Origin of the sequence: Devosia oryziradicis, assembly GCF_016698645.1 — a bacterium.
In the GTDB taxonomy this organism is placed as follows: domain Bacteria; phylum Pseudomonadota; class Alphaproteobacteria; order Rhizobiales; family Devosiaceae; genus Devosia; species Devosia oryziradicis.
On the sequence record NZ_CP068047.1, the window covers coordinates 906,628 to 931,097 of the forward strand.

Genomic DNA, 24,470 nt, shown 5'->3' on the forward strand with positions numbered 1-24,470 from the left:
GCCGAAGCCTTACGTCCACCCGGGGGAAGTCAGCAGGTGACCTTGATCTCGGCATAGCCGCTGATGGCGGCGCCGTCGGAAGGCACGACGCCGATCATGCAGGCGCTGTTGGGCAGAGCGATATTGCCGCCCTGGGCAATGACGGTGCCGTCGGACAGCGAGATGTAGCCGTCGTCGACCGAACCGATCTCGACCACGGCGCCGGTGCCGCACACGGCATAGCGGTCGCCGGCAGCCACCATGAATCGGGTGCCCGACGGAAGGCAGTCGTCGGCTGCGCCCGTGGCCGCGGCAGGTGCGGCGGACGGGGTGTTGGTGATGGCTGGGAGGGTGGCTGCGGGCGTCGACGGGGCACCGCTGCGCCAGCTTTGTTCCAGTATGGCGAGGCGGTTGCCAAGATCGGTCAGCGCGGCGTTGTCGGTATTGGTGGGGGTGCCCTGCTGGCGGCCGAACAGCTCCATGCTGAGGCGCAACTGGGCGATGTCGGTGGACAGCCGGACGATCTCGCGCTGCGTGTCGCCATAGACCCAGGCGCTGGCGCCCAGCGAGGCAATGCCGACCAGGCCGACCACGAAACTGAGGATGTTGGCAACAGCGATGCGGGGGCGGGCCGGTTGCCCCGTCGCCGCACGGTCTTCGCCCTGGACACTGACTGATACCGTCTCTTCCAAAGCGAATGTCTCCGGCGCTGGCTGCCGCGTTCAGATCGGCCCCGATTGCGGCCCTGATATGGTGGCGGGTGGCTAGCGCTGCAAGCGGGGCATCGGCTTGGGCGCCGGCTTGCCCGACATGACCGGCACCACGTTTGGATCCTGGCCGGCATTGCCACCGCCAAACATGTTGCCGATGCCGCTGAAGAAGCCGCCAATGGCCTCGCCGCGCGCCCGGGCGGCCGCTTCCTCGGCGGCCTGACGCTCTGCCTCGGCGGCTTCGCGCGCCGCTTTCTGCGCCTCGCTCTCGACGGCGGCGGCGAAGGCGATCTCGTCGGCCTGCTGCTTTGCGGTCAGCGCAGCATTCTGCACCACGGCCGGGCAGGGGCCCATGGGGTTGAGGGCACCGCCTCCCGCGGCGTTGAAGATATACTGCCGCTCGCAGACGTCCCAGGCCGGTGGGGCCTTGGTTAGTTCGAACAGGTCATAGCCTTCCTTGATGTCACGCCAGAAGCCGATATGCGGGCTGGATGCCTTCTGCGCAAGCTTGGCGGCGGTCATCCGGAACGGGAAGATCTGCAGCTGGAAACTGGGATTTCCACCCTTGAAGGTCTCGCGGGCCAGGGCATAGATTTCGGCAATGCCGTCGTCGGTCATGGCGTAGCAGCCGCGCGACGAACAATCGCCATGCACCATCAGGTCGCTGCCAGTGCGGCCCCAGGCCCGGTCGAACTTGTTGGGGAAGCCGGTATTGAAGGCGAGGTAATAATTGGACCGCGGATTCATCAGGCCAGGGGTGATCGTATAGAAGCCTTCGGGGCTCTGGCGATCGCCTTCCTTGATCTTGGGGCCGAGCTCGCCGGAAAAGGCGCAGATCTCGTAGGTCTTGAACATCTTGAACTGGCCGCTGGTCGTCCGCTTCCAGACCTCGAGGACCTTCTCCTCCTTGAAGATGCGGATAACCATGGCTTCGCCGGGCGAGGAGCCCATATTGCGCAAGCCGGACTGGATGCTGCTCGACAGGGGCTGGTTGTGCCGGTTGTCACTGGACTTGGGCAGGAAGCCGCCACAGGCGACCAGCCCGAAGGCGACCCACAGCAAAATCAGCACCGAGGAGAGTTTGCGAAAAACAGTGGCGGTCACGTCGGCGGCCCGGTGGTCGAAAATGGAGCGATGACCCTTAGGGGGCCGTTGGTTACCGCAGCATGAGTTTTGCTGGTGAACGAAGCGTTAGCACGCGGCAAATTTGCCGGGAAGCGGGACCAGTTCACGCAAGCGTGTGGAACGTCACCTCGCCCATGGCGAAGTGACGGCGCTAGAGCGCCGACCCAATGGCCAGGAACTTTTCGCGGCGATGCTCGCGGGTTTCGAGGCGCCCGCGGCCGGCGAAATCCCCCAGGAAGGCGGCTATGGCGCTGCGCGTGGAGTCCATGATCGCTTCGTGGTGGCGATGGGCCCCGCCAGCGGGCTCGGGAATGATGCCGTCGATGACGCCGAAACCGAGCAGGTCCTGCGCGGTGATCTTCTGGGCGGTGGCCATGTCCTGCGCCTTGGCGGCGTCGCGGAACAGGATCGAGGCGCCGGCTTCGGGGGAAATCACCGAATAGATGGCATTTTCGAGCATCAGCACGCGGTTGGCCACGGCGATGGCGATGGCACCGCCCGAACCGCCCTCGCCGATGACGATGGCGATATTGGGCACGCCCAGCTCAAGGCATTTCTCAGTGGAGCGGGCAATGGCCTCGGCCTGGCCGCGCTCCTCCGCGCCGATGCCGGGATAGGCGCCGGCGGTATCGACGAAGGAAATCAGCGGAATGTTGAAGCGATCCGCCATTTCCATGATGCGCACGGCCTTGCGATAGCCTTCGGGGCTGGCCATGCCGAAATTGTGCTTGAGGCGCGTCTCGGTGGAATTGCCCTTTTCCTGGCCGAGAATGGCGACCGACTGGCCGTTGAAGCGGCCGAACCCGGCCTGCAGGGCGGCGTCTTCGCGGTATTTGCGGTCCCCGGCCAGGGGCGTCCATTCGGTGATGAGCTTGCCGACATAGTCGGAAAAGTGCGGCCGCTGCGGGTGGCGCGCTACCTGCGTCTTCTGCCAGGGGGTGAGGCGTCGATAGATCTCGACCAGGGCCTCGTCGGCCCGGGCGCTGAGCCGATTGACCTCTTCGTCAATGCTTACCGCCTGGTCGGTCGCGGCCATGGCCTTGAGTTCGGCGATCTTGCCCTCGAGATCGGCAACCGGCTTTTCGAAATCGAGATAGGACTGCATTCCACCTGCCCGTTGTGGGTCTATCTGTAGACCCTGGAATATGGGCCGCTGCTCTTGCGCCCTAAAGTGGCCGGAAAGTGGCGATGGTGCAATGGCAAGTCAAGGCTTGTTACTGCTCGGCCAGCGGGTGATGGGTCTCGACGAGGGTACGCAGCTTCTCGTCCAGGACGTGGGTATAGATCTGCGTGGTCGAGATGTCGGCATGACCGAGCAGCATCTGCACGACGCGCAGGTCGGCGCCACCGGCCAGCAGGTGGCTGGCAAAGGCGTGCCGCAGCACGTGGGGTGCGACACGGGCCGAACTGATGCCGGCGCGCCCCGCCAGGCCCTTGAGATCGCGTGCGAAGACCTGGCGGCTGAGATAGCCCTCGGCCCCGGCGGCGGGAAACAGGTAAAGCCCGGGCTCCAGGGTCGCCAGATAGGCCTTGATGGCATCGCGGGCCCGGTCGTTGACCGGCACGACGCGTTCCTTGTTGCCCTTGCCGACGACGGTCAGAAAGCTGGCATCGCGCATTACCGCCGAGCGGCGCAGGCTCACCAACTCGCTGACGCGCAGGCCCGTCGCATAGAGCAGCTCGAGCAGCACATAGAGGCGGAGGGCCGAGGCTTGTTTCTGCGGGGAGGCATCGGCATTGGCCTCCGCTTCCGCGGTGGACAGCAGGAGATCGACTTCGGCGACCGACAGAACCTTGGGCAGTGCCCGGCGGCTTTTGGGGCTGGCGACAATGCGGGTAGGGTCGTCGCCGCGCATCCCGTCGGCACAGAGGAATTTGTGGAACTGGCGGATCGCCGAGAGCCGCCGGGCCGATGACGAGGCCGAAAGACCATCGCGCTTGAGCTGGTCGAGATAGGCGTTGACGATGTCGCGGTCGACGGTGAGCAGGCTCGACTTCCGCCCGGCGACAAAGCCCGCATAGTCGGAGAGGTCGCGGCGATAGGCCTCGATGGTGTTCCTGGCGGCACCGCGCTCGGCGCTCATCATTTCAAGGAAGGCGCCGATCAGGTGAGCGCCGCTCAATCTGTCAACGGCTCCGGCGCGGTGGCCGGCTCGCCCGCGGGCTCCGGTGCCGGCGCGGGCTGTGGTTCGGCCTCGGTTTCGGGCGCTTCGGCCGCCGGCTGAGACCCCGGCAGCGCCGGTTGGCCGCCCGCAAGCAGGTCGCGCTGCGGGATGCGAATGGTCTGTTCCTTCTGCGTCGGCTCAACGAAGGCGACCAGGGCAAACATGCCGGCATAGACCAGGCCAGCCAGGAAAAGCAGCGTAATGATGAGGCGGATCAGAGTGGGCATGCAGCAGTCCTGCTGGCAGTTTGCTTGCAGTTTGCGCGCAATTTGCCAGCAAAAGGTTTCGTTTCCGTAGGCATAGCGGGGTGTCGCGCCGTTGTCTGCAAGTTCTTGACAGGCGAGGTGTGGGCGGCTTGATAGCGGCAGCATGGTTTGTCGCGTTTCGGGGCTGACCAGGCGGTGTCCACTTCGCCCGAAAACGCCTGGGGAGCGCCTCTTGAACCGACCGGACCCGGCATCGCGACAGGCCCGCGCCGAAGAACTTTCCGAGCGGCTCGCTGGTCGGCCGCTGGTGCTGGTCGGCATGATGGGCGCCGGCAAGACCACCGTCGGCCGAAGGCTCGCCGCCCGCCTCAGCCGGCACTTTCTCGACAGCGACGAGGAAATCGAAAAAGCGGCGCAGATGACTATCCCGGAGATTTTCGAGCAGCGCGGCGAGCCCGAATTCCGCGCCGGGGAAACACGGGTGATTGCCCGGGTGCTCAAGGAACAAGGCGTGGTGCTGGCGACCGGTGGCGGGGCCTTCGTCAATGGCGAGACGCGCGCGCTGGTCAAGGCCGAGGCGGTTTCGGTCTGGCTCAAGGCGGAAGCCGACATCCTGTTCGAGCGGGTTTCGCGGCGCAGCAACCGCCCCCTGCTCAAGACGGCCAACCCGCGCGCCACGCTCGAAAAACTGATCGAGGAGCGCTACCCGATCTATGCCGAGGCGGACGTCACCGTAATCTCGCGCGATGTTCCGCAGGACGTGGTGGCGGGCCATGTGATCGATGCCGTGCTCGGCTATCTCAAGCGCCAGGACTGATCCCGACATGCCCGAAATCGACCACACCGTTCATGTCGCCCTGGGCGAGCGTGCCTATGACATCCTGATCGGACCCCGACTGCTCGACGAGGCCGGTACCATCCTGGCCGAGCGGTTTGCCGGCCGGCGCTACGGCATCATCACCGACGAAACCGTGGCCAAGGCGCAGCTGCCGCGGCTGGTGGCGTCGCTCGATGCCGCCGGGCTCGGCCACACCGAGATCGTGCTGCCGGCCGGTGAGGCGACCAAGTCGTGGAGCTATCTGGGTCAGGCCGTGGAGGGGATCCTCGCGGCGCGGCTGGAACGGGGGGACCTGGTAATTGCGCTGGGTGGCGGGGTCATCGGCGACCTGGCGGGCTTTGCGGCCTCGATCGCCCGGCGCGGCATGGATTTCGTGCAGATGCCGACCTCGCTGCTGGCGCAGGTCGATAGCTCGGTCGGCGGCAAAACCGGCATCAATTCCCCGCACGGCAAGAATCTCATCGGCGCCTTCCATCAGCCCAGGCTGGTGATGGCCGACCTCAGCACGCTCGATACGCTCAGCCCGCGCCAGTTCGCCGCCGGCTATGCCGAGGTGGTCAAATACGGCCTCATCGATGACGAGGACTTTTTTTTCTGGCTCGAGGAGAACCGGGCGGAAATCTTTGCCGGTGGGCCGGCCCGTGGCGAGGCCATTGCCCGCTGCTGCGCGCACAAGGCGCGCGTGGTGATCGAAGACGAGAAGGAGCTCGGGGTCCGGGCCCTGCTCAACCTGGGCCACACCTTCGGGCATGCGCTGGAAAAAGATACCGGCTATTCCGACCGCCTGCTGCATGGCGAGGGCGTCGCCATCGGCATGGTGCTGGCGCATGGTTTTTCGGCGCGGCTGGGGCTGGCACCCAGCCAGGATACCGGGCGGATCGCCGCGCATCTCAAGGCATCGGGCCTGCCCACGACAATGGCCGATATTCCGGGCATATTGGGGTCGACCGAGACGCTGATGGCCGCCATCGCGCAGGACAAGAAGGTATCCCGCGGGGCGCTGACCTTCATCCTGACACGCGGCATCGGCAAGGCGTTCATCGAACGCAATGTCGATGCCCAGGCGGTGGCCGGCTTTATCGAGTCGCAGCGACCGTAACGACGACGCGGCGATTGCTCTCCTGGCTGTCGCCGAACTGGTTGGTTTCCCCGGCGCCGGTTGTGGTGATGGCTCCGCCGTTGACGCCGGCTGCCACCAGTTGATCGCGGACCAGCTCGGCCCGTGCCAGAGAGATGCGCTGGTTGGCGGCCTCGCTGCCCGACGTGCTGGCATAGCCCACCACCGTGATGGCGCAGTCCTGTCCGGTCAAAGTGGCAGCCAGGGCGTCGAGATCGGCCTTGGCATCGGCAGCAAGCGTGAGCCCATTGTTGCCAAAGCCGGTGACCTCGAGCGTGGCCGCGGCGTTGCAAACCGGCTCTGGCGCCGGCGCCGGCTCAGGGGCGGCGGCTACCTTCGGCTCATCGGGTGCTTGTTCTGCGGCGGGCTCGGCGGCGGCCGGTTCGTTGGTTGCTGCCTCCATCGATGGAACGGCAAAGCTGGCGGTGGCGCCGGTGGCGTAGAGGCCCAGCAGGCCAGCCTCCAGATTAACGGTGCCCGCGGGGTTGGCAGGATCGCTGATCGTGGCGCTGTCGAGCGCGATCGCCGCGTCGTCGATGGCCAGGCTCGCGATATAGAAGTTGGTATCGGCACCCAAGGCGGCGTCATAGCTGTCGCCGGCGGAAAAGCGGACGGTGATCTGCGATGCCGGCGTCAGCAACCCGTCGGGCACTTCGAATGTGCTGACACTGACCAGGGAGGCTGGGTCGGGATGCCCCTTCAGCCGCTCGCCGGCGGCGGTATCCAGGGCGTTGGCCACGGTGCCCTCGCCAATGACCTTGTCGTCGATGGAAACGGTAAACGCTGGATCAAGCTTGAACTTTTCGCCGGCAACACCAATTGAGAGCGTGTGCTCCTGTGCCAGTGCAGCCGTGGCGGAGAGGCCGGTCAGCAAAAGCACCAGCATACGGGCGGACGTTGGATACATGGGTGTCTCCTCTGCGATCGCAGGGAGGATCAGATGGATCGGACGAGGATGCAAGACATCACGTTCGCGTCACCCTTCGAAAGGGCCCGATGAGGGCAGGACCTCGATAGCCAAGGCATGGACGCGGTCCTTCAGTTGGGCATCGAGAACGTTCATGACGGCGCGGTGTTGCGCCACGCGGCTCATCCCGTCAAAATGCGGGGTCGCGATTCTGACACGAAAATGGGTTTCACCACCCTCCCGCCATCCGGCATGCCCATGATGCTTGTTGGATTCATCGATCACATCGAGGAAAGCGGGCGCAAAATTGCTGGTGAGCTTGGCGGTTAAGGTGTCTTTTACACTCATCGCGTCGAGTTCTCCGTGGTTCGAGGCATGTAACTAGGCGCAATGAATTTGCATTCCAAGATATTTGACTCCATTCGCGTCAAGCCGCGCCGGGAAGAAAAGCCGGCGCCGGTCGAGCACGGCTGTGACTGGGAAGGCTGCGAGCTGGCCGGTGAATATCGGGCCCCCAAAGGTCATCGCAGCGAGGGCCAGTATCACCATTTCTGCCTCGAGCATGTTCGCCACTACAATACCGCGTTCAACTTCTTTGCCGGCATGGACAAGGACGAGCTGGAGGAAGCGCTGCATGCCTCGCCCAAGGCGGAGTCGCGTTCAAGCTTTGCCACCGGCAACCCCAACATGCGCGGCGCCCGCGTGGCGCGGGAAAACCTGCGGCCGGGCGATAAATTCGGCGACCCGTTCGGCGTCTTCGCGCGCTACCGTCACCGCCAGTCGCAGAAGCCGGCCGCCGAACGCGTCAAGCCGCTGCATGAACAGGACCGGCGGGCGCTCGAAACGCTGGGGCTGATCGGCCACGCCAAATCCGAGGATATCAAGCGGGCCTACAAGACCCTGGTCAAAATCCACCACCCCGACGCCAATGGCGGCGACAAGGCCTCCGAAGAGCGGCTGCGCACCATCATCGCGGCCTATAGCCATCTCAAGAAAACGGGTTTCGTGACGAAATAGCGTGCGCTTTGCAGCCTCCGCAATTGCCCATGAGCGATCGTCACCCTCGGGCTTGACCCGAGAGCACTATACTTCCAGGGCGCTCGGCAAGTGTAGTGTCCTCGGGTCAAGCCCGAGGATGACGGCCGGTGGATTTGGCGGCTGTTGCGCTGACCTTCTCCCGCAAGGGGCTCGTAGGAGACTTATGCGCCGCGCCCGCTACCCCGACCGCCACAATGCTGCTATAGAGCCCGCGACTTTACTGCCCTCCCGCCTCGATATTTCCGCCAAGAGCCATGCCATGACTGAGTACACCAATCTGCCCGACACCGAATACTCGGCCCGGGAGCTGTTCGGTATCGACACGGACATGAAGGTGATGGGCTACAAGGAAGCCAATAGCCACGTGCCGCCGGTCGATCCGGATTACCTGTTCGACCGCAATACCACGCTGGCGATCCTGGCAGGCTTTGCCTTCAACCGCCGCGTCATGGTCCAGGGCTACCATGGCACCGGCAAGTCCACCCATATCGAGCAGGTTGCGGCGCGCCTCAACTGGCCGCTGGTCCGCGTCAACCTCGATTCGCATGTGTCGCGTATCGACCTGGTCGGCAAGGACGCGATCGTGCTCAAGGATGGCAAGCAGGTCACCGAATTCCGCGACGGCATCCTGCCCTGGGCCGTGCAGAACAATGTGGCGCTGGTGTTCGACGAATACGACGCCGGCCGGCCGGACGTGATGTTCGTGATCCAGCGCGTGCTCGAGGTGGCCGGTCGTCTGACGCTGCTCGACCAGAACCGCGTGATCACGCCCCACCCGGCCTTCCGCCTGTTCTCGACCACCAACACCATCGGCCTGGGCGATACGTCGGGCCTCTATCATGGCACCCAGCAGATCAACCAGGGTCAGATGGACCGCTGGAGCCTGGTGACCACGCTCAACTACCTGCCGCATGACAAGGAAGTGGGCATCGTGCTCGCCAAGAACAAAGCCTATGGCGAGACCGAAAAGGGCAAGAAGCTCATCGCCAACATGGTGCGGCTGGCAGACTTGACGCGTTCGGCCTTCATCAATGGCGATCTTTCGACCGTCATGTCGCCGCGCGCGGTGATCACCTGGGCCGAAAACGCCCAGATCTTCGGCGGCGATGTCGGCTTTGCGTTCCGCCTGACCTTCCTCAACAAGTGCGACGAGCTCGAACGCCCCGTGGTGGCCGAATTCTACCAGCGCGTGTTCGGCGAAGACCTGCCGGAGTCGTCCGCGAACTTGGCGGTCACGGCGTAAGTTAAAGGCCCCCTCACCCGGCCCTTTGGGCCGACCTCTCCCCCAAGGGCGAGGTGCAGGGGGTTCGGCGTTTCTCACCTCTCCCTTGGGGGAGAGGTCGCCGCGCAGCGGCGGGTGAGGGGGCCTTCCCCCAACCGACGAGCATTCAGCATGGCACAACCACCGCGCAGCAAAGCCAACAAGCCCGACCAGACCCAGGTGTTCAAATCCGCCATGGGCGCGACGGTGCGCGCGATCGGCGCCAAGGCTGACCTGGAGGTGACCTTCACCTCCGACCGGCCGCTGCTCACCAGCGACAAGGCGCGGTTGGCCAACCTGCCGCGGCTGCCGACGCGGCGCGACATCGCCATTGCCCGCGGGCAGGGCGACGCCATGGCGATGCGGCTGGCCAGCCACGACCCCGAAACCCATCGCAAGCGCTCGCCCATGGATCCGGTGGCCCGCGCGGCCTTCGATGCGCTGGAACAGGCGCGGGTCGAGGCCCTTGGCTGCGTCCGCATGCCCGGCATGGTCGGCAATATCGGCGAGATGCTGGAAGACAGGCTGTTTCGCGCCAATTTCGCCGAGGTCGACAACAAGACCGATGCGCCTATTGCCGAGGCCCTGGGCCTGTTGCTCCGCGAGAAGCTGGCGGGCGTCCCGGTGCCCCCTTCGGGACACGCCCTGGTCGACCTGTGGCGCAAGGAAATCGAGGACAAGGGCGGCAAATCGCTCGATGAGCTTTTGACCCGCTACGAGAACCAGGAGGAGTTCTCGCGCGCCGCCAAGATGCTGCTGCGCGATCTCAACCTCGTGCCGGAAAGCGAGCTCGATGACCCCGACTCGTCCGACCAGGAAGAGGGCGAGGACCAGGAGCCCGAACAGGGCGACAGCTCCGACCAGGCGCCCGAGCAGGGCGAAGGCGAGAACGACAGCCAGGACAGCGAGCAGGACGAACAGGCCGGCGAGTCGGAGGAAACCGGCGATGTCGAGGGCCTCGAATCGGACATGGCCGATACCGACGAGGATGCGGCCGCCGAAGCCGGCGAAGACGCGCCCATGCCGCCGCCGGCCAAGGATGGCGGCACCCAGCTGACCAACCAGTTCAACTACAAGGTGTTCACCACCAAGTTCGACGAGATCGTCAAGGCGGCGGAGCTGTGCCCGCCCGACGAACTCGACCAGCTGAGAAGCCTGCTCGACAAGCAGCTGGAAAACCTGGCCGGCGCCGTGGCACGGCTGGCCAACAAGCTGCAGCGGCGCCTCATGGCCAAGCAGAATCGCAGCTGGCAGTTCGATCTCGAAGAGGGCCTGCTGGACACGGCGCGCCTCACCCGCGTGGTCACCGACCCGATGCAGGCGCTGAGCTTCAAGGTCGAGAACGACACCGACTTCCGCGACACCGTGGTGACGCTGCTGATCGACAATTCGGGCTCGATGCGGGGCAGACCGATCACCATTGCGGCCATCTGCGGCGATATTCTCGCCCGCACGCTGGAGCGCTGCGGCGTCAAGGTAGAGATCCTGGGCTTCACCACCCGCGCCTGGAAGGGCGGCAAGTCGCGTGAAGCCTGGCTTGAAGCCAACCGTCCGCCCAATCCTGGTCGCGTCAACGACATCCGCCACATCATCTACAAGGCGGCCGACGAGCCATGGCGCCATGCGCGGCGCAACCTGGGCCTGATGATGCGCGAAGGCCTGCTCAAGGAGAATATCGACGGCGAGGCGCTGGAATGGGCACGCAAGCGCCTGATGGCCCGCCCCGAGGCCCGCCGCATCCTGATGGTGATTTCCGATGGCGCGCCGGTGGATGACTCGACGCAGTCGGTCAATGCCGGCAACTATCTCGAGGCCCATCTCCGGCAGGTGATCGAGGACATCGAAACGCGCTCGCCCATCCAGCTGGTTGCGGTCGGCATCGGCCACGACGTGACGCGCTATTACCGCCGCGCCGTGACGCTGCTCGATGCCGAGGAACTGGCCGGGGCGCTGACCGACGAGCTGGCGGCGCTGTTCGACGAGGAAATGCCGGCCCAGTCCCGCAGGCGGAGCCGCGGATGAACTGGAGCCGGGCTGCCATCGTCGTGGCGGCACTGGCAGGGAGCCTCCCCGCCGCCGCCGCCGCCGTCGAGGTGACGGTCAGCGCCAGCCCGATCACCCAGTTCGGCGACAGCCATATCGACGAGCCGGCCGGCAGCCTGATTTTTCGCGGCGGCATCGCGCTGGTCAGCCAGGACGACACGTTCGGCGGGCTATCGAGCCTCACCATGACCGGACCGGACCAGCAGGCTGTGTTTGTCAGCGACCGCGGCAATTTCGTCAGCGGCCGGCTGGCCTATGACGATGCGGGGCGCCTGTTCGGCTTTATCGGGACGCGGGTCGAGCCGATGCGCAATTCCAAGGGCGACGTGCTGCCGCGCCAATATGCCAAGGATGCGGAAGCCGTCGATACCGTCTATCGCGACGGCGTACCGGCGGCGGTGCGGGTCGGCTTCGAGCACCTGACGCGGGTCGCCGATTTCGCGCTGACCGACGCCGTGCCCGGGGGCGCGGCGCGCGAGGTGACGATCCCGGATTGGCTCAGCGACCTCAGGACCAACGAATCGCTCGAAGCGCTGTGCATTGCGCCGGCCGCCTCGCCGGTGGCCGGATCGACCCTGCTGCTGGCGGAGGAAGCGCTGGACGAGGCGGGCAATCATCGTGGCTGGCTGCTGGGGCAGAACGACAAGGGCCCGATGTCCTACCAGGACAGCCCGGTGGTCAGCCCGACCGACTGCGCCTTCCTGCCCAATGGCGACCTGCTGGTGCTCGAGCGCGGCGTTTCCATGCTGAACTTCGTGATGAACCTGCGCCGGGTGCCGGCCGCCGAGGTGCGCCCCGACCACCTGATGGTCGGCGAATTGCTGCTGTCGGCTGCCGGTGGAACCATCGACAACATGGAATCGCTGGCGGTGCACACCACGCCCGATGGCGAGCTGCGGATCCTGATCGGCTCGGACAACAACTTCAACGACTGGCAGCGGACGCTGCTGCTGGAATTTGCACTTCCAGCGCTGTGAGGCGAGTTCCTTCGGCTTAACCGAGGGCAACGCGGTCAATCCGGTACAAGCGGCGAGTGGCCCTCGGGTCAAGCCCGAGGGAACGCAGTGGATGGGTAAGATTGGGGCTAGGCCCGCACGCCGACGGGCGGCAGCGGCATCAGCTTGCCCATCAGCGCGCGGTAGGGTGCCAGGAGCACCAGGGCGGCGAGGAACTTGACCAGGAAATCGCCCGAAGCGAGCGAAATCCAGAGCGGGACTTCGGGGCCAACGCCCAGCCAGGGGGCTGGGAAGCCGAGCGAATTGTCGCTCATGCCGAACAGGGCATCGATGCCTGCCAGAGCCGGGGCAAAGGCGATGGTGAAGAAGATCGTCGTGTCGATGATGGAGCCGAATAGCGAGCCGGCCAGCGGCGGCAGGAACCAGGCCGAGCTGGCCCGCAGGCGGGAGAAGACCGCGATATCGAGCAATTGGCCGACGGCGAATGCAGTGGCGGAAGCCAGTGCGATGCGTTGCGTGGTGGCGGCGGCGCCACCGGCATTCCAGGGCAGAGGATTGTAGCTGAGGTAGAATGAGCAGCCCAGGCCAACCAGGAAGCCCACCAGCACAACGAGACGGGCGTTGCGGGCGCCGTCATAGCGGTTGGTGAGATCGGTGATCAGGAAAGCGAAGGGGAAGGTGAAGGCGCCCCAGGTCAGCAGGTCGGCGAGATTGACGCCGCCAAGCTGGAACTGGAAGGGGTAGAGGACCAGAATATTGGACGCGGCAACGACCACGACCATGGCGGCAATTGCCGCCAGGAGACGAGCAAGCATCAGAATGCACCTCAATGTATGCGCGGTCCGGCATGAGACCGGGGCGCTAGCATCTAGAGAGTTGGCAGCGGAAGTGCCACCGACTCGATCGTCACCCTCGGGCTCGACCCGAGGGCTCTGCACTTACCGGCCCTGGCAAGTGTAACCCCCTCGGGTCAAGCCCGAGGGTGACGGCCGGTGGGTGGGTGAGAAATCGCCCCCCCAAAAAACAAAACCGCGCGGAGCGTACTCCACGCGGTTCACTATCGAATTCAGTCGGGAATTACGCGGCCAGAGCGGCGCGAATTTCCTTCTTGATGCCCTGCGCCAGCGGCGACAGATCGGCATCGTCCTGCTTGAGCAGGAAAGCGTCCAGGCCACCACGGTGCTCGACCGAACGCAAGGCGGCAGCGGTGATGCGCAGCTTGACCGGGCGGTTCAGGGCATCCGAAATCAGGGTGACGTTGACCAGGTTCGGAAGGAACCGGCGACGGGTACGGTTGAGGGCGTGGGAAACATTGTTGCCCATCATCACACCCTTACCGGTGAGTTCGCAGCGACGTGCCATCTTGAGATATCCTACTTTGTGTAAAGGTCCTGCGTGGCGGAGAAGTCCGCGACGGGCCTCGATTGTTGTGAAATCTGGCGCGTCTTTAGAGAAAATGGGCGTCCGCGTCAAGGCAAGCGGGACTCAAACGCCCGCGAGCGCCTTGCATGGGCCCTGTCGCGCAGGCAATTTCGAGCCAAGCGTTGATTCGCATCATGCAGAGAAGCTGTCGTCTTGACCCCGTTCCGTCTTGCTCCCCTGGCCGCGCTGGCCCTGTTCCTGAGCCACCCCGCAGGCGCCGCCGAGGTGGACGCCTCGGCCAGCTATGTCCTGACGCTGGGCGGCATCAATGTTGCGGCCATGACGGTTGACCTGAGCGATACCGGCAGCCGCTACGCGCTCGATCTTTCCGCCAATGTCGCCGGGCTCGGCTCACTGGTGGCGAGCGGCACCGCCAAGGCCAGCTCAGTGGGGCGCTCGTCGGGCACGGCATTGGTTGCCGACGAGTTCGACCTCACCACCCGGGCCAATGGCGAGACCTTTACGGTCGACGTCTCCTTTGCGGGGCGGGATGTGTCGGCCTTCAAGGTCGATCCGCCGATCATCGACAACTACGATCGCGTGCCAATCGAGCGCCGCCACCTGACGGGAGTGGGCGACTTCCTCTCGGCCTTCGTGCTCAAGGGCAACGGGCTCGACAAGAGCCTTTGCCAGCGCCAGGCCAAGATCTTCACCGGGGTCGAGCGCTTCAACATCGCCATGAGCTATGCCGGCGACGACGAAGCGACCTCGGCGCGCACCGGCTACCAGGGGCCGGTGGTGCTGTGCACGGTCGACTACGACCCCGTCTCGGGGCATTTCACCAGCTCCGAGATCACCAACTACCTTGCCGACAGCGACCGCATCGTCATCTGGTATGCGCCCTTGGGCGAGACCGGCTATTTCATCCCCTATCGCGTCCTGCTGGGCACCAATATGGGTGACCTCAGCATGGTGCTGACCAAGATGGACTTCTAGGCCTATTTCTGCCGCGGCGGGTGCAGTTCACTGCCTGGAATCTGCGCTTTGTCACGATGCGACAGCACGGCATCGAGCAGCGTCTTGGCCGCATTGCGCACCTCCCCCTGCATGGCCAGGTCCTTGTCCAAGGCCTGATGGCTGGTGGCGTAGGGCTCCCAATATCCTATGTAGCGATCGAGTTCGGCCAGCGGGCCGGCCGGCGCCAGTTCCATGAACTTGAGCCAGTCCGAAATCGAACGGCGAACGTCCTTGGTGCCTTCGACATCGCCGTGGACGACCACGGAGAACAACCTTCCCTTGAGATGGCGTGGATAGTCCCAGCCATCGAGCTCGACCTGCTTGGCGAGTGCGGCTTTCTTGCCCTGGGTGAGGGTGGGGTCGGGATTGCCGCCATCGGCGCAGACCAGCCGGTCCATCATCGCCTTGAGCGGGGAGGCGACCTGGTACCAGTTGACCGGGCTGATGATCATCACGGCGTCCGCCCGCACCCACATGGGGTAGATGTCGTTCATCCAGTCCTGGGTCTGGCCGAGCGAATAGTTGGGATAGCAGGAGCACGGCCAGTGGCAGAGCGGGGCCGCCGTCGAGAAGCAGGACTTGCAGGGATGGATGTTGCGGCCATATTCGGACGTGGTGCGGCTGAGGTCGAGGATCTCGGTGTCGAGACCACCTTCCTCGAGCACCTCCGACGCCATCTGGATCAGGCGATATGACTTGCTCATCTCACCCGGGCAGGTGTGCTCGCTGCGCGAGGAACCGTTGACCAGCAGGACGCGCTGCGGCCGGTCGCCGCTCTCGTAATCGGCCTGGGCGCGGTCGATGGCGGCCTTGGCCGCGATCCAGTCCTCGGCCAGGTCATAGTCGGGATCGGCGTAGCCGGGGCCGGCCTTTTGTGTGAGCGGGGCCTTGCGGGAATTGTCATAGGCGTCCCAAGCGACCTCGGCAATGCGGTCGAGTTCGCCGGCGAGTCCGGCAAAGGCCGGGTCGACATACTGGCTGAGGAAGCGGGCCTTGAACTCATCTTTGGCGAGGGTGGGATCGGGCATGCCCTTTCGGGGCTCGGGCGCGGTCAGGACTTCGGGCTGTTGCATGGGTGTCTCCGTCGTCGGGCAATGGCGGCGGCGTGGCAAAGTTCCGGCACTGTGCCGTGATGGCACGGTCAACGGGTTTTTTGCCAACGTCGTCCGGGCAAAGCCGCAACTGGCGGGTAGCTAGGTGTTAACGGGTGCCAAGGCCCGCATAAATTTCACGCAAGGCTCCGGTCACAATCGCTGGAATCGCGATCAAGTTTACGCGTTGCCAACCAAGATGAACCGGATTTGCCCAATCCGTGCCGGGAAGACATTCGGATCAAGAGGCCTTGTAGGTCCAGCTGGGTGTGGCCACCAGATGCAGCGGTGAACAAAGCCACAATCGGCAGGGTCGCCCGATTCCTACCCGGTTCGTTCCGGTTTTGATCCCTGGCTTAACGCCCAAGGTAGCGACGCACTGAAACTGCACCAAAACTGGACAGCAACCGCTGTCAGCCACCGCGCGTGCCATCAGGACGTCCTGGGGCAATGGCGTGTCATGCGAACGGGGAATAGAGGCCGGAACAGAAGTCCGCTATCGCCCGAGCGGGCGTTTCATTCTGGAACGGTCAATGGCAAACTTCGTCAACCGACCGGCGCCAATCTCCGGCGAGCCGCCCGGTGGCCCGTAAACCGCACGAAAAATCGGGTCTTGGGCGCCTTTACCACCCGTTTACATGTCGCTGATTCCCAGCGGAATTCACGGAATGGCAAGGAAGTTGAACGGAGTTGAGGCCGAAAGCTCGTCCCGGCAAGTGGTTCGGCGCCAGGCTGGTGTTCTTTCCGCGAATGCACCACCAGCCATAGTGGTGAACGAAGCGGGATTTGCTGAGTCGCGCCGATTCGGTGCCGTTTCGTTCCCATCCTGTTCCATGTGTTAAGCTGGATGGCAAAACCGCCACAATGCGTCCTTTCCCGGGACACCGGCGTTGTGACCCTCGCAACCTGCGCTCCGAACCCCTACATTGCCGGCAATGACTTTCGCGCCCCCCCAGTCGGTCAAGGCGATTCTTGGCCCTACCAATACCGGCAAGACCTACTTTGCCATCGAGCGCATGCTGGCCCATCCCACCGGGATGATCGGCCTGCCGCTGCGGCTGCTGGCGCGTGAGGTCTACCATCGCTGCGTCGAGCGGGTGGGCGAGGGGGCGGTGGCTCTGGTGACGGGCGAGGAACGGATCGTTCCGCCCAAGCCGCGCTTCTGGGTGTGCACGGTCGAAGCCATGCCCATGGATATCCGTGTCGATTGCGTGGCCATAGACGAAATCCAGGTGGCGGTGGATTTCGACCGCGGCCATGTGTTTACCGACCGCATCCTCAACGCCCGCGGCAGCATGGAAACGCTGCTGCTCGGCTCGGCCACCATGGCCCCGATCATCAGGAAGCTGCTGCCGCATGCCGATATCATCGACCGGCCGCGCTTCTCCCAATTGACCTATGCCGGGTCCAAGAAGATCTCACGCCAGCCGGCGCGCTCGGCGATCGTAGCCTTCTCGGCGCGGCAGGTTTATGCCATCGCCGAATTGATCCGGCGCGAGCGCGGCGGCGCGGCGGTGGTGATGGGGGCGCTCAGCCCGCGCACGCGCAATGCCCAGGTCGAACTCTACCAGAACGGCGATGTCGACTTCCTGGTCGCCACCGATGCCATCGGCATGGGGCTCAACCTTGATATTCACCATGTGGCTTTTGCCGATGACAGCAAGTTCGACGGCAAGATCACCCGCGACCTCACGCCAGCCGAAATCGGCCAGATAGCCGGGCGCGCCGGCCGCCATGCGCGCAACGGCACTTTTGGCGTGACCGGCGGCACCGAGGCATTTGACGAAGAACTGGTCGTTCAGCTCGAAACGCACGACTTCGATCCCGTCAAAGTGCTGCAATGGCGCAACAGCCAGCTCGATTTCAGCTCCATCGCGGCGCTGCAAAACAGCCTTGATGCCGTGCCCGAACACCGCAGCCTCACGCGCGTGCCCATGGCCAAGGACCAGCAGGCGCTCGAATTCGTGTCGCGCAACGAGGCGGGGCAACTGGCGCGCGGTCTCGATGGAGCGCGGCTGCTGTGGGATTGCTGCCAAATCCCTGATTATCAGGGGATTTCTCCGGCCAATCACGGCGAAATCGTCACCCGGATTTACTCGGACTTAGTCAAGCGCGGCAAGGTCAATGCGGACTGGATTGCCGAGCAGGTGCGCTTTTGCGACAATGTGAGCGGCGATATCGATACGCTTAGTAACCGGATCAAGCAGGTCAGGACCTGGACCTTTGTCGCCAATCGCAAAAACTGGCTTGCAGACCCATCACATTGGCGCGAAAAGACCCGGGATATTGAAGATCGGCTGAGCGATGCGCTGCACGAGCGCCTAACCCAGCGGTTCGTCGACCGGCGCACCAGCGTCTTGCTGCGTCATCTGAAAGACAAACGTATGGCATCTCCCGAGATCAATGAACGTGGCGAAGTGCGGCTGGAAGGCCATCTCATCGGCACGCTCGAAGGCTTCCGCTTCACCCTGGCGCGCAATGACGGCGACGCTGACATCAAGGGGTTGCGCGCGGCAGCCGATCAGGTGGTGGCGCCCGAAATTCACAATCGCGCCGACCGCCTGGCCGGGGCGCCGAACGAAGAATTCGTGCTGGCCACCGATGGCCGCCTGCGCTGGAAGGGCGATATCGTCGCCGAACTGATCGAGGGCGACGCGCTCTATCGCCCCCGTATCCTGATGCTGGCCGACGAAACGCTCACCGGCACCGATCTCGAACGCGTGCAGGAGCGCCTCAGCCTCTGGCTGCGCCACCACATCAACACCGTGCTCGAAAGCGTCATGTCGCTGGAAGCGCCGGCCGATCTGGAAGGCACGGCCCGCGGTATCGCCTACCAGCTGTTCGAACACCTGGGGCTCATTCCGCGCAGCCAGGTCGCCGACGACGTCAAAAACCTGGACCAGGACGTGCGCGGCAAGATGCGCAAGCTGGGCATCAAGTTCGGTGCCTATCACATCTACCTGCCGCTCTCGCTCAAGCCCGCGCCGCGCGAACTGGCGCTGATCCTGTTCGCGCTCAAGCATGGCGGCGTGCGCCAGCCCGGCGTGACGGATATTCCGCACATCGTGCTCAGCGGCCGCACCAGCTTCGTGGTCGATCCGGAAGTCGATACGCGGCTCTACGAGATTGCCGGTTTCAAGGTGGCCGGTCGGCGCGCCGTGCGTGTCGACATCCTTGAGCGCCTCGCCGATATCATCCGCCCGCTGATCGCGCTGGATGCCAGCCGGCCTTATGCCGGCGAGTTGCCGGCCGGTGCTGCCGAAGGCAACGGCTTCCGCGTTACGGTGGAAATGACGTCGCTGCTGGGTTGCTCGGGCGAGGATTTTGCATCCATCCTCAACTCGCTGGGCTATCGCGTAAAGCGCATCCCCAAGGTGCCGGCGCCCGCCGCGGCCTCCGAAGCGACGGCCGAAGCGCCCGCGCTGGAGGAAGTGCTGTCCGAAAATCCCGTCAGCACCGATGCCGTGGCCGAAGCCCCGGTCGAGGCCGTGCCTGCCGATGTCGCGCCCGCGCTGGATGCTGATATTCCGGCAACCACCGTTGTCGAAGCTGCTGCCGAAAGCGCCCAGGCGGCCCCCGCCGTGTCGAGCGAACCCGAATTCGACGAGATCTGGTCGCCTGCCGGCAAGCGCCCGGACAACAAGCGGCACGAAAATCGCCGTCGTCCCGAAGGCGAGGTGCAGCACAAGCGGCCGGAGCGCCACCGTACGCCTGGTCCGCGCCGTCCCGAGGGCGAAGTGCAGGACCTGAGCAAGGCGCGCCATCTGCAGCCCAAGCCGGAAGGCCGGCCGCGCAATGACAACCGCCGCCCCGATGACCAGAAGGGCGAGCGCGCCAAGTTCCAGCAGCCCGCCCGCGAGGACAAGCGCGAAAAGGCGTTCGATCCGGACAGCCCCTTCGCCAAGCTGATGGCGCTCAAGGCGCCGAAGGGCCAGTAATTGGCAGGAACGGTCGAACCCGTCCGCAAGGAGCGGCTCGACAAGTTCCTGTTCTTTTCGCGCGCCCTCAAGTCGCGCACGCTGGCGCAAAAGGTCATCGAGACCGGCGCCATCCGCGTCAATTCCGAACGCACCGAGCGCTCCGACCACAAGGTGGGGGCGGGCGACGTGCTCACCATGAGCCTCCATGGCCGGATCGTGGTCTGGCGGATCCGCGACTGTGGGACCCGGCGCGGCCCTGCGACCGAAGCGCAGTCACTCTACGAAGATCTGTCGCCGCCCGCTTTGCCCAAAGCGGATCTGTCGCCCTACCAGGCGGCCATCGCACCGCGCGCGGAAGGGGCCGGGCGGCCGACCAAGAAAGAGCGGCGGGAGACGGACAAGCTGCGGGGCGGGGATGATGAATGAACTCCGGACGTGCCTTTCGCTTGGCAGGCGGAGTGCTGCATGACCATCCCCACGCTCACGACGGCCCGGCTGGTCCTCCGGCCTCCGGTCTATGCCGATTTCGAAGCTTATGCGGCGCTGTGGGCGTCGCCGCGCTCGGCCTATATGGGCGGGCCGCATGAGCGGACGCGCGCCTGGGGCTGGTTCTGCCACGACATAGCGCTCTGGCACTTGTTCGGCCATGGCGCGCTGATGATTGAGCTCAAGTCCAACGGCGAATGCGTTGGCCAGGTGGGGATCAACGATGGCCCGCTGTTCCAGGAAAAGGAGCTGGGCTGGCTGCTCTATGCCGGTCATGAAGGGCAGGGTTACGCCACCGAGGCGGCCGGGGCCCTGCGTGACTGGGCCTTCAAAGACCGCAAGCTGCCGACACTGGTCAGCTATTGCGACGCGGCCAATGTGCGTTCGATCGCGGTTGCCCAAAAGCTTGGGGCGGTGCTGGACCCCGACGCGCCGCGTCAGGATCCCGAAGACCTGGTGTTCCGCCATCGGCATTAGGCGGGCGTCGGCTCAGCCGGGGCAACCGGGTTGGCATGTCGAGGGTTTTGCAAGGACCCGAGGAGTATGCCTGTGACTGCCCCAGCACCTGAACCGCTGCCCCCGCCCATCGCGACAGCCGCCCTGCCGAGCAATTCGGCCGAGGCGACCAATGCCATGATCCACTATTACCGCGCCGAGATGGGCCGGATGAACTCTTGGCGAGGCCGGCTGGACCTGACCAGCAACTGGGCGATCACCGTGGTGGCCGCGCTGCTGTCGGTATCGCTGTCGACGCCGGCCGCCCATCACGGCCTGGTCCTCTTTGCCATGCTGATCGTGCTGCTGCTCCTGTGCGTCGAGGCGCGCCGCTACCGGTTCTACGACGTCTATCGCATGCGGGTCCGCCAGTTCGAACGGCATTATTTCGGCCAGTTGTTCGGTCCGGAGACGCAGGGCGGCGTCGAGCCGTGGCTGCTGATGTTGGCCCAGGACCTGCGGCATCCGCGTTTTCGCATCACGTTCCAGCGCGCGCTGCGCCGGCGGCTGCGCCGCAACTATATATGGATGTTCCTTATCCTGGGGCTGGCCTGGATGCTGAAAATCATGTCGCCCGACCTGCAAGACGGAGCCGCGCTCGATCCCGGCCGGCCAATTGAACTGGCGGTTGCCCATGCCGCCATCGGCCCTGTTCCGGGGTGGCTGGTGCTGGGGCTTGTGGTGCTATTCTTCGCCGCCCTTGCCGTGGCGTCGCTACGCGGTAAGGACCGGGGCGGCGACCAGGTGCATGTCTAGAGGGGGCCCGGCTGGCGCCGGGCCCCACTTGCGTCAGTGGTGCTTGTGCTCGGGCATGCGCTCGAGCTGATCCTTGGTCCAGCTGGTCACGGCATGGACGTCGCCGTCCTCGTCGCGCATGAATTCGAGGTCGGAGGCGGGCACTGCAACGGGCTTTGCGCCCAGGCCCAGGAAACCGCCGACATCGACGACGATCTGGCTCGCAGCGCCCGAGCCATGCACGTGGGACACATGGCCCACCTTATGGTCATCGGCGCCGAAGATGGTCGCCCCTTCCAGCAGCGATGGGGTCAATTCGGTCGGCGAGAGGCGAACGTGATTGGAATGATCCATGACAGGTCTCCTTTTGCTTAGGCAGACCCAACCCCCCGGCAGGCGATAGCGTTCCGTGCCGGACGGCATCGTGCGGCAAAAGGTTTCGTGACCGGTCCTGACTGCGCCAAAAGGTGCGCCTCCCCAGCCTTGCCCCGCCGCCGAAAACGGTTTAGCACCGGACCCGTTGAGACCCTGCCGGACTGCCGCCCGATATGACCTATATCGTCACCGATAACTGCATCGCCTGCAAATACACCGACTGCGTGGAAGTCTGCCCCGTGGATTGTTTCTACGAAGGCGAGAACATGCTGGTGATCCACCCCGACGAATGTATCGACTGCGGCGTGTGCGAGCCCGAATGTCCCGCCGAAGCCATCAAGCCCGATACCGAAAGCGGGCTGGACGAGTGGCTGGCGCTCAATACCAAGTTCGCCTCGATCTGGCCCAACTTGACCGAACGCCGCGATCCGCTGCCCGAGGCCAAGGAGAAGGATGGCGAAGAGGGCAAGCTGGCCAAGTATTTCTCGGAAGCCCCCGGCGAAGGAGACTGACGGTCCCGCGGGGGCTGTGGAATAGCTTGTGCGCAAGCTGTGACAAGGCCGCCAGTCACACCCTCGCCCCATTGCGGCGAGCGCGAATCCACGCCTGATTCGTAGTTTTTGATTTTGCTGATTTTTTGTGCTATGGTCCCAACTAATGCAGTTGAGCCCGTCACCCAGCCCGTGCCTTAAGGCACGATTTTTTTGACAACATCGTTGGATGCATGTGCTCCGGGGAAAGCGGACCCGGAAGCCCATGGGGTATTTTCTGCGCGCGGCGTCCCGTTTGGACGCCAGGGTAAGAGTAGGAGTGGACGGTCCTTCCCGCAGGGAACTGTCCATTTGGGGCGTCAACAAGGAGTTCCATGAATATGGTAGCCAAGAAGGTACAGACACGGCTTGGGTTCAAGACCGGCGAGCATGTCGTCTATCCGGCGCATGGCGTCGGCATGATCGTCTCGATCGAGGAACAAGAAGTCGCCGGCCTGACCCTTGAGTTGTTCGTCATCAGCTTCGAACAGGACAAGCTGACCCTTCGTGTGCCGGTGGCCAAGATCAAGTCCGTGGGCATGCGCAAGCTGGCTGAGGAAGACATGGTCGCCCAGGCGCTGACCACCGTGACTGGCCGCGCCCGCGTCAAGCGCACCATGTGGTCGCGTCGTGCCCAGGAATATGAAGCCAAGATCAATTCGGGCGACCTGATCGCCATCTCGGAAGTCGTGCGCGACCTCTACCGCTCCGAAGAGCAGCCCGAGCAGTCCTATTCGGAACGCCAGCTGTTCGAGCAGGCGATGGATCGCATGAGCCGTGAAATCGGCGCGGTCAACAAGCTGACCCTGACCGAAGCAGTGCAGCTGATCGAAAAGAACCTGGCCAAGTCGCCCAAGCGCAGCAAGGCCGACGCCGCCGAAAGCGACGAGGAAGCTGCCGCTTAAGGCCGGTTGGCTTTGTGAATTGAAGGGGCCGGTGGGAAACCACCGGCCCTTCTTGTTTGTGGGGGGCGGCGAAGTAAGCCACAACGTCGATCGTCACCCTCGGGCCCGACCCGAGGGCACTACACTTGCGGAATTATGGCCAAGTACAGAGCCCTCGGGTCAAGCCCGAGGGTGACGGCTGGTGGGTTGACCAGGGCCATGCCCAAGGCCCGGCCGCAGCTTAGGCCCGCCCCATGCTCTCAGGCAGCAGGACGACGCTTTCCTGTTCATTGGGGTCGGTGCGGGCGATGAGGGCGCGGGCGGTCTTGTCGGTGGGGTTGAACGGCTGATGCGGCACGCCGGCGGGAATATAGACGTAGTCGCCCTGTTCCACATGGTCGAGAAATTCGAGGTTGGGCCCATGGTAGAACGAGGTCGAGCCCTCGAGCTGGAAGATCGCGGTTTCGTGGCTCTCGTGAAAATGCGGCTTGGCCTTGCCGCCGGGCGGCAGCACCAGCATGTGCATGCAGATGCCGGTCGCGCCCGTGCTCTCCGCCGAAACGCCGGCGAAATAATCCATGCCCTGCTTGCCGTGAAAAGCCGCCCCCCCCCGGATCACCCTGCACTGAGCCAATTTCCGCCTCCAAATGTTCTGGGCACCTTAGCGCAGGAACGGGCCAGCGGAATAGCTCAGCCGAGGCGGTAGGCATGGGTCGGGAGGCCTGCGACCACCGCCGCGAGGGTCGCGTCGCGGCCCAGGCCGTCGACCGAAATGACGTGCTTCTCATGGTCGCCGAGATCGGCAAACTGGGCATGGAGTTCGGCCACCACCGCCGGGTCGGTCAGGCTGTCGCCGCCGCGCGCCTGGCAGCGCGCAACTGCCTCCTCGACCGAGGTTCTCAGCACCAGGTAGTGCACCGGGACGCCAAGATTTGCGAAGGCCGGCAGCCACCAGGGCCGCACGACGCCATCAAGCGCCACCAGGTAGCCGTGGCGGGCATATTGGCCGGCCACGCTGGCCGCGATCTGGCTGATCATGGTGTTCTGGGCGTGGGATTCCGGCAGCCAGGGGTCGATATGGCCGTGCTTGATATAGCCCCAGAAGTCGTCGCTATGGAGATGCACCTTGGGACAGCCCGGCAGGCGGGCCAGCATTTCGGCCGTGGTGGTCTTGCCCGAGCCGGGCGAGCCCGAGAGGATGATGACGTGGCCGGCAAGCTCGTCCAGCAT

General features: G+C 64.6%; 26 protein-coding genes. 13 read left to right on the forward strand and 13 right to left on the reverse strand.

What is annotated here, in order from left to right; all coding sequences use genetic code 11:
• Nucleotides 1-29 precede the first annotated feature (29 nt).
• The 5 genes from JI749_RS04590 to JI749_RS17635 all read right to left on the reverse strand — a co-directional run bounded on the left by JI749_RS04590 (nucleotide 30) and on the right by JI749_RS17635 (nucleotide 4,206).
• Nucleotides 30-671: a hypothetical protein gene (locus JI749_RS04590; RefSeq protein ID WP_201659823.1), complete on the reverse strand. Its 642-nt coding sequence runs from the start codon at nucleotides 669-671 to the stop codon at nucleotides 30-32.
• Between the two features lie 72 nt (nucleotides 672-743).
• Nucleotides 744-1,793 carry a L,D-transpeptidase family protein gene (locus JI749_RS04595; RefSeq protein ID WP_201659826.1) on the reverse strand — a complete coding sequence of 350 codons (1,050 nt, stop codon included), beginning with the start codon at nucleotides 1,791-1,793 and terminating at the stop codon, nucleotides 744-746.
• A gap of 172 nt (nucleotides 1,794-1,965) precedes the next feature.
• Complete coding sequence (locus JI749_RS04600) at nucleotides 1,966-2,919, reverse strand: acetyl-CoA carboxylase carboxyltransferase subunit alpha (RefSeq protein ID WP_201659829.1); 954 nt, start codon at nucleotides 2,917-2,919, stop codon at nucleotides 1,966-1,968.
• Nucleotides 2,920-3,028: 109 nt separating this feature from the next.
• Nucleotides 3,029-3,937, reverse strand: coding sequence for a site-specific tyrosine recombinase XerD (gene xerD / locus JI749_RS04605; protein WP_267911661.1), 909 nt, complete (start codon nucleotides 3,935-3,937; stop codon nucleotides 3,029-3,031).
• A complete protein-coding gene (locus JI749_RS17635; RefSeq protein WP_407644898.1) occupies nucleotides 3,934-4,206 on the reverse strand; it encodes a hypothetical protein in 273 nt (90 codons plus the stop codon). The genes xerD and JI749_RS17635 overlap by 4 nt, the downstream gene beginning before the upstream one ends.
• A gap of 211 nt (nucleotides 4,207-4,417) precedes the next feature.
• Here JI749_RS17635 and JI749_RS04615 point away from each other — a divergent pair, with 211 nt between their 5' ends.
• Nucleotides 4,418-5,002, forward strand: coding sequence for a shikimate kinase (locus JI749_RS04615; RefSeq protein WP_233280863.1), 585 nt, complete (start codon nucleotides 4,418-4,420; stop codon nucleotides 5,000-5,002).
• A 7-nt stretch (nucleotides 5,003-5,009) separates the two neighbouring features.
• Complete coding sequence (gene aroB, locus JI749_RS04620; protein ID WP_201659835.1) at nucleotides 5,010-6,122, forward strand: 3-dehydroquinate synthase; 1,113 nt, start codon at nucleotides 5,010-5,012, stop codon at nucleotides 6,120-6,122.
• On the opposite strand, the gene JI749_RS04625 is transcribed toward aroB, so the two are convergent.
• Nucleotides 6,100-7,047, reverse strand: a complete 948-nt coding sequence (locus JI749_RS04625) for an OmpA family protein (RefSeq protein WP_201659838.1) — start codon at nucleotides 7,045-7,047, stop codon at nucleotides 6,100-6,102. The genes aroB and JI749_RS04625 overlap by 23 nt on opposite strands.
• A 69-nt stretch (nucleotides 7,048-7,116) precedes the next feature.
• Nucleotides 7,117-7,395, reverse strand: coding sequence for a BolA family protein (locus JI749_RS04630; protein WP_201659841.1), 279 nt, complete (start codon nucleotides 7,393-7,395; stop codon nucleotides 7,117-7,119).
• Nucleotides 7,396-7,437: 42 nt separating this feature from the next.
• Here JI749_RS04630 and JI749_RS04635 point away from each other — a divergent pair, with 42 nt between their 5' ends.
• The 4 genes from JI749_RS04635 (at nucleotide 7,438) to JI749_RS04650 (ending at nucleotide 12,366) form a co-directional block, all read left to right on the forward strand.
• Nucleotides 7,438-8,064, forward strand: coding sequence for a J domain-containing protein (locus tag JI749_RS04635; protein WP_201659844.1), 627 nt, complete (start codon nucleotides 7,438-7,440; stop codon nucleotides 8,062-8,064).
• 280 nt (nucleotides 8,065-8,344) lie between these two features.
• Complete coding sequence (cobS, locus tag JI749_RS04640; RefSeq protein WP_201659861.1) at nucleotides 8,345-9,328, forward strand: cobaltochelatase subunit CobS; 984 nt, start codon at nucleotides 8,345-8,347, stop codon at nucleotides 9,326-9,328.
• Between the two features lie 150 nt (nucleotides 9,329-9,478).
• Nucleotides 9,479-11,368: a cobaltochelatase subunit CobT gene (gene cobT, locus JI749_RS04645; protein ID WP_201659880.1), complete on the forward strand. Its 1,890-nt coding sequence runs from the start codon at nucleotides 9,479-9,481 to the stop codon at nucleotides 11,366-11,368.
• The gene (locus JI749_RS04650) at nucleotides 11,365-12,366 is read left to right on the forward strand and encodes an esterase-like activity of phytase family protein (RefSeq protein WP_201659883.1); all 1,002 of its coding nucleotides are present in this window, start codon (nucleotides 11,365-11,367) and stop codon (nucleotides 12,364-12,366) included. Before cobT ends, JI749_RS04650 begins: the two co-directional genes overlap by 4 nt.
• Before the next feature lie 107 nt (nucleotides 12,367-12,473).
• Here the strand turns inward: JI749_RS04650 and JI749_RS04655 are convergent, their stop codons facing one another.
• A complete protein-coding gene (locus JI749_RS04655) occupies nucleotides 12,474-13,160 on the reverse strand; it encodes a queuosine precursor transporter (protein WP_201659886.1) in 687 nt (228 codons plus the stop codon).
• Between the two features lie 262 nt (nucleotides 13,161-13,422).
• Nucleotides 13,423-13,707 carry a 50S ribosomal protein L28 gene (gene rpmB, locus JI749_RS04660; RefSeq protein ID WP_201659889.1) on the reverse strand — a complete coding sequence of 95 codons (285 nt, stop codon included), beginning with the start codon at nucleotides 13,705-13,707 and terminating at the stop codon, nucleotides 13,423-13,425.
• Nucleotides 13,708-13,920: 213 nt separating this feature from the next.
• Here rpmB and JI749_RS04665 point away from each other — a divergent pair, with 213 nt between their 5' ends.
• Entirely contained in the window at nucleotides 13,921-14,703 is a 783-nt protein-coding gene (locus JI749_RS04665; protein WP_201659892.1) for a DUF3108 domain-containing protein, read from the forward strand.
• A 2-nt stretch (nucleotides 14,704-14,705) separates the two neighbouring features.
• Here JI749_RS04665 and JI749_RS04670 read toward each other — a convergent pair whose 3' ends face one another.
• The gene (locus JI749_RS04670; RefSeq protein ID WP_233280864.1) at nucleotides 14,706-15,797 is read right to left on the reverse strand and encodes a flavodoxin family protein; all 1,092 of its coding nucleotides are present in this window, start codon (nucleotides 15,795-15,797) and stop codon (nucleotides 14,706-14,708) included.
• A 953-nt stretch (nucleotides 15,798-16,750) separates the two neighbouring features.
• Between JI749_RS04670 and JI749_RS04675 the strand changes: the two genes are divergently transcribed.
• The 4 genes from JI749_RS04675 to JI749_RS04690 all read left to right on the forward strand — a co-directional run bounded on the left by JI749_RS04675 (nucleotide 16,751) and on the right by JI749_RS04690 (nucleotide 21,472).
• Nucleotides 16,751-19,753, forward strand: a complete 3,003-nt coding sequence (locus tag JI749_RS04675) for a helicase-related protein (RefSeq protein ID WP_201659895.1) — start codon at nucleotides 16,751-16,753, stop codon at nucleotides 19,751-19,753.
• Nucleotides 19,754-20,161 carry an RNA-binding S4 domain-containing protein gene (locus JI749_RS04680; protein ID WP_201659898.1) on the forward strand — a complete coding sequence of 136 codons (408 nt, stop codon included), beginning with the start codon at nucleotides 19,754-19,756 and terminating at the stop codon, nucleotides 20,159-20,161. It abuts the gene before it with no gap.
• 39 nt (nucleotides 20,162-20,200) lie between these two features.
• Nucleotides 20,201-20,698, forward strand: a complete 498-nt coding sequence (locus JI749_RS04685; RefSeq protein WP_201659901.1) for a GNAT family N-acetyltransferase — start codon at nucleotides 20,201-20,203, stop codon at nucleotides 20,696-20,698.
• 66 nt (nucleotides 20,699-20,764) lie between these two features.
• Nucleotides 20,765-21,472, forward strand: a complete 708-nt coding sequence (locus JI749_RS04690; protein ID WP_201659905.1) for a DUF2270 domain-containing protein — start codon at nucleotides 20,765-20,767, stop codon at nucleotides 21,470-21,472.
• A gap of 33 nt (nucleotides 21,473-21,505) precedes the next feature.
• On the opposite strand, the gene JI749_RS04695 is transcribed toward JI749_RS04690, so the two are convergent.
• Nucleotides 21,506-21,805, reverse strand: coding sequence for a PRC-barrel domain-containing protein (locus JI749_RS04695; protein WP_201659909.1), 300 nt, complete (start codon nucleotides 21,803-21,805; stop codon nucleotides 21,506-21,508).
• A gap of 194 nt (nucleotides 21,806-21,999) precedes the next feature.
• Between JI749_RS04695 and fdxA the strand changes: the two genes are divergently transcribed.
• Complete coding sequence (gene fdxA / locus JI749_RS04700; protein WP_201659912.1) at nucleotides 22,000-22,338, forward strand: ferredoxin FdxA; 339 nt, start codon at nucleotides 22,000-22,002, stop codon at nucleotides 22,336-22,338.
• 353 nt (nucleotides 22,339-22,691) lie between these two features.
• The gene (locus JI749_RS04705) at nucleotides 22,692-23,261 is read left to right on the forward strand and encodes a CarD family transcriptional regulator (protein WP_201659915.1); all 570 of its coding nucleotides are present in this window, start codon (nucleotides 22,692-22,694) and stop codon (nucleotides 23,259-23,261) included.
• Nucleotides 23,262-23,481: 220 nt separating this feature from the next.
• On the opposite strand, the gene JI749_RS04710 is transcribed toward JI749_RS04705, so the two are convergent.
• Both JI749_RS04710 and JI749_RS04715 read right to left on the reverse strand, forming a co-directional pair.
• Nucleotides 23,482-23,820 (reverse strand): cupin domain-containing protein, encoded by a 339-nt coding sequence (locus JI749_RS04710; RefSeq protein WP_201659918.1) that lies wholly within the window; start codon nucleotides 23,818-23,820, stop codon nucleotides 23,482-23,484.
• 110 nt (nucleotides 23,821-23,930) lie between these two features.
• Nucleotides 23,931-24,470 carry an AAA family ATPase gene (locus JI749_RS04715; RefSeq protein ID WP_201659923.1) on the reverse strand — a complete coding sequence of 180 codons (540 nt, stop codon included), beginning with the start codon at nucleotides 24,468-24,470 and terminating at the stop codon, nucleotides 23,931-23,933.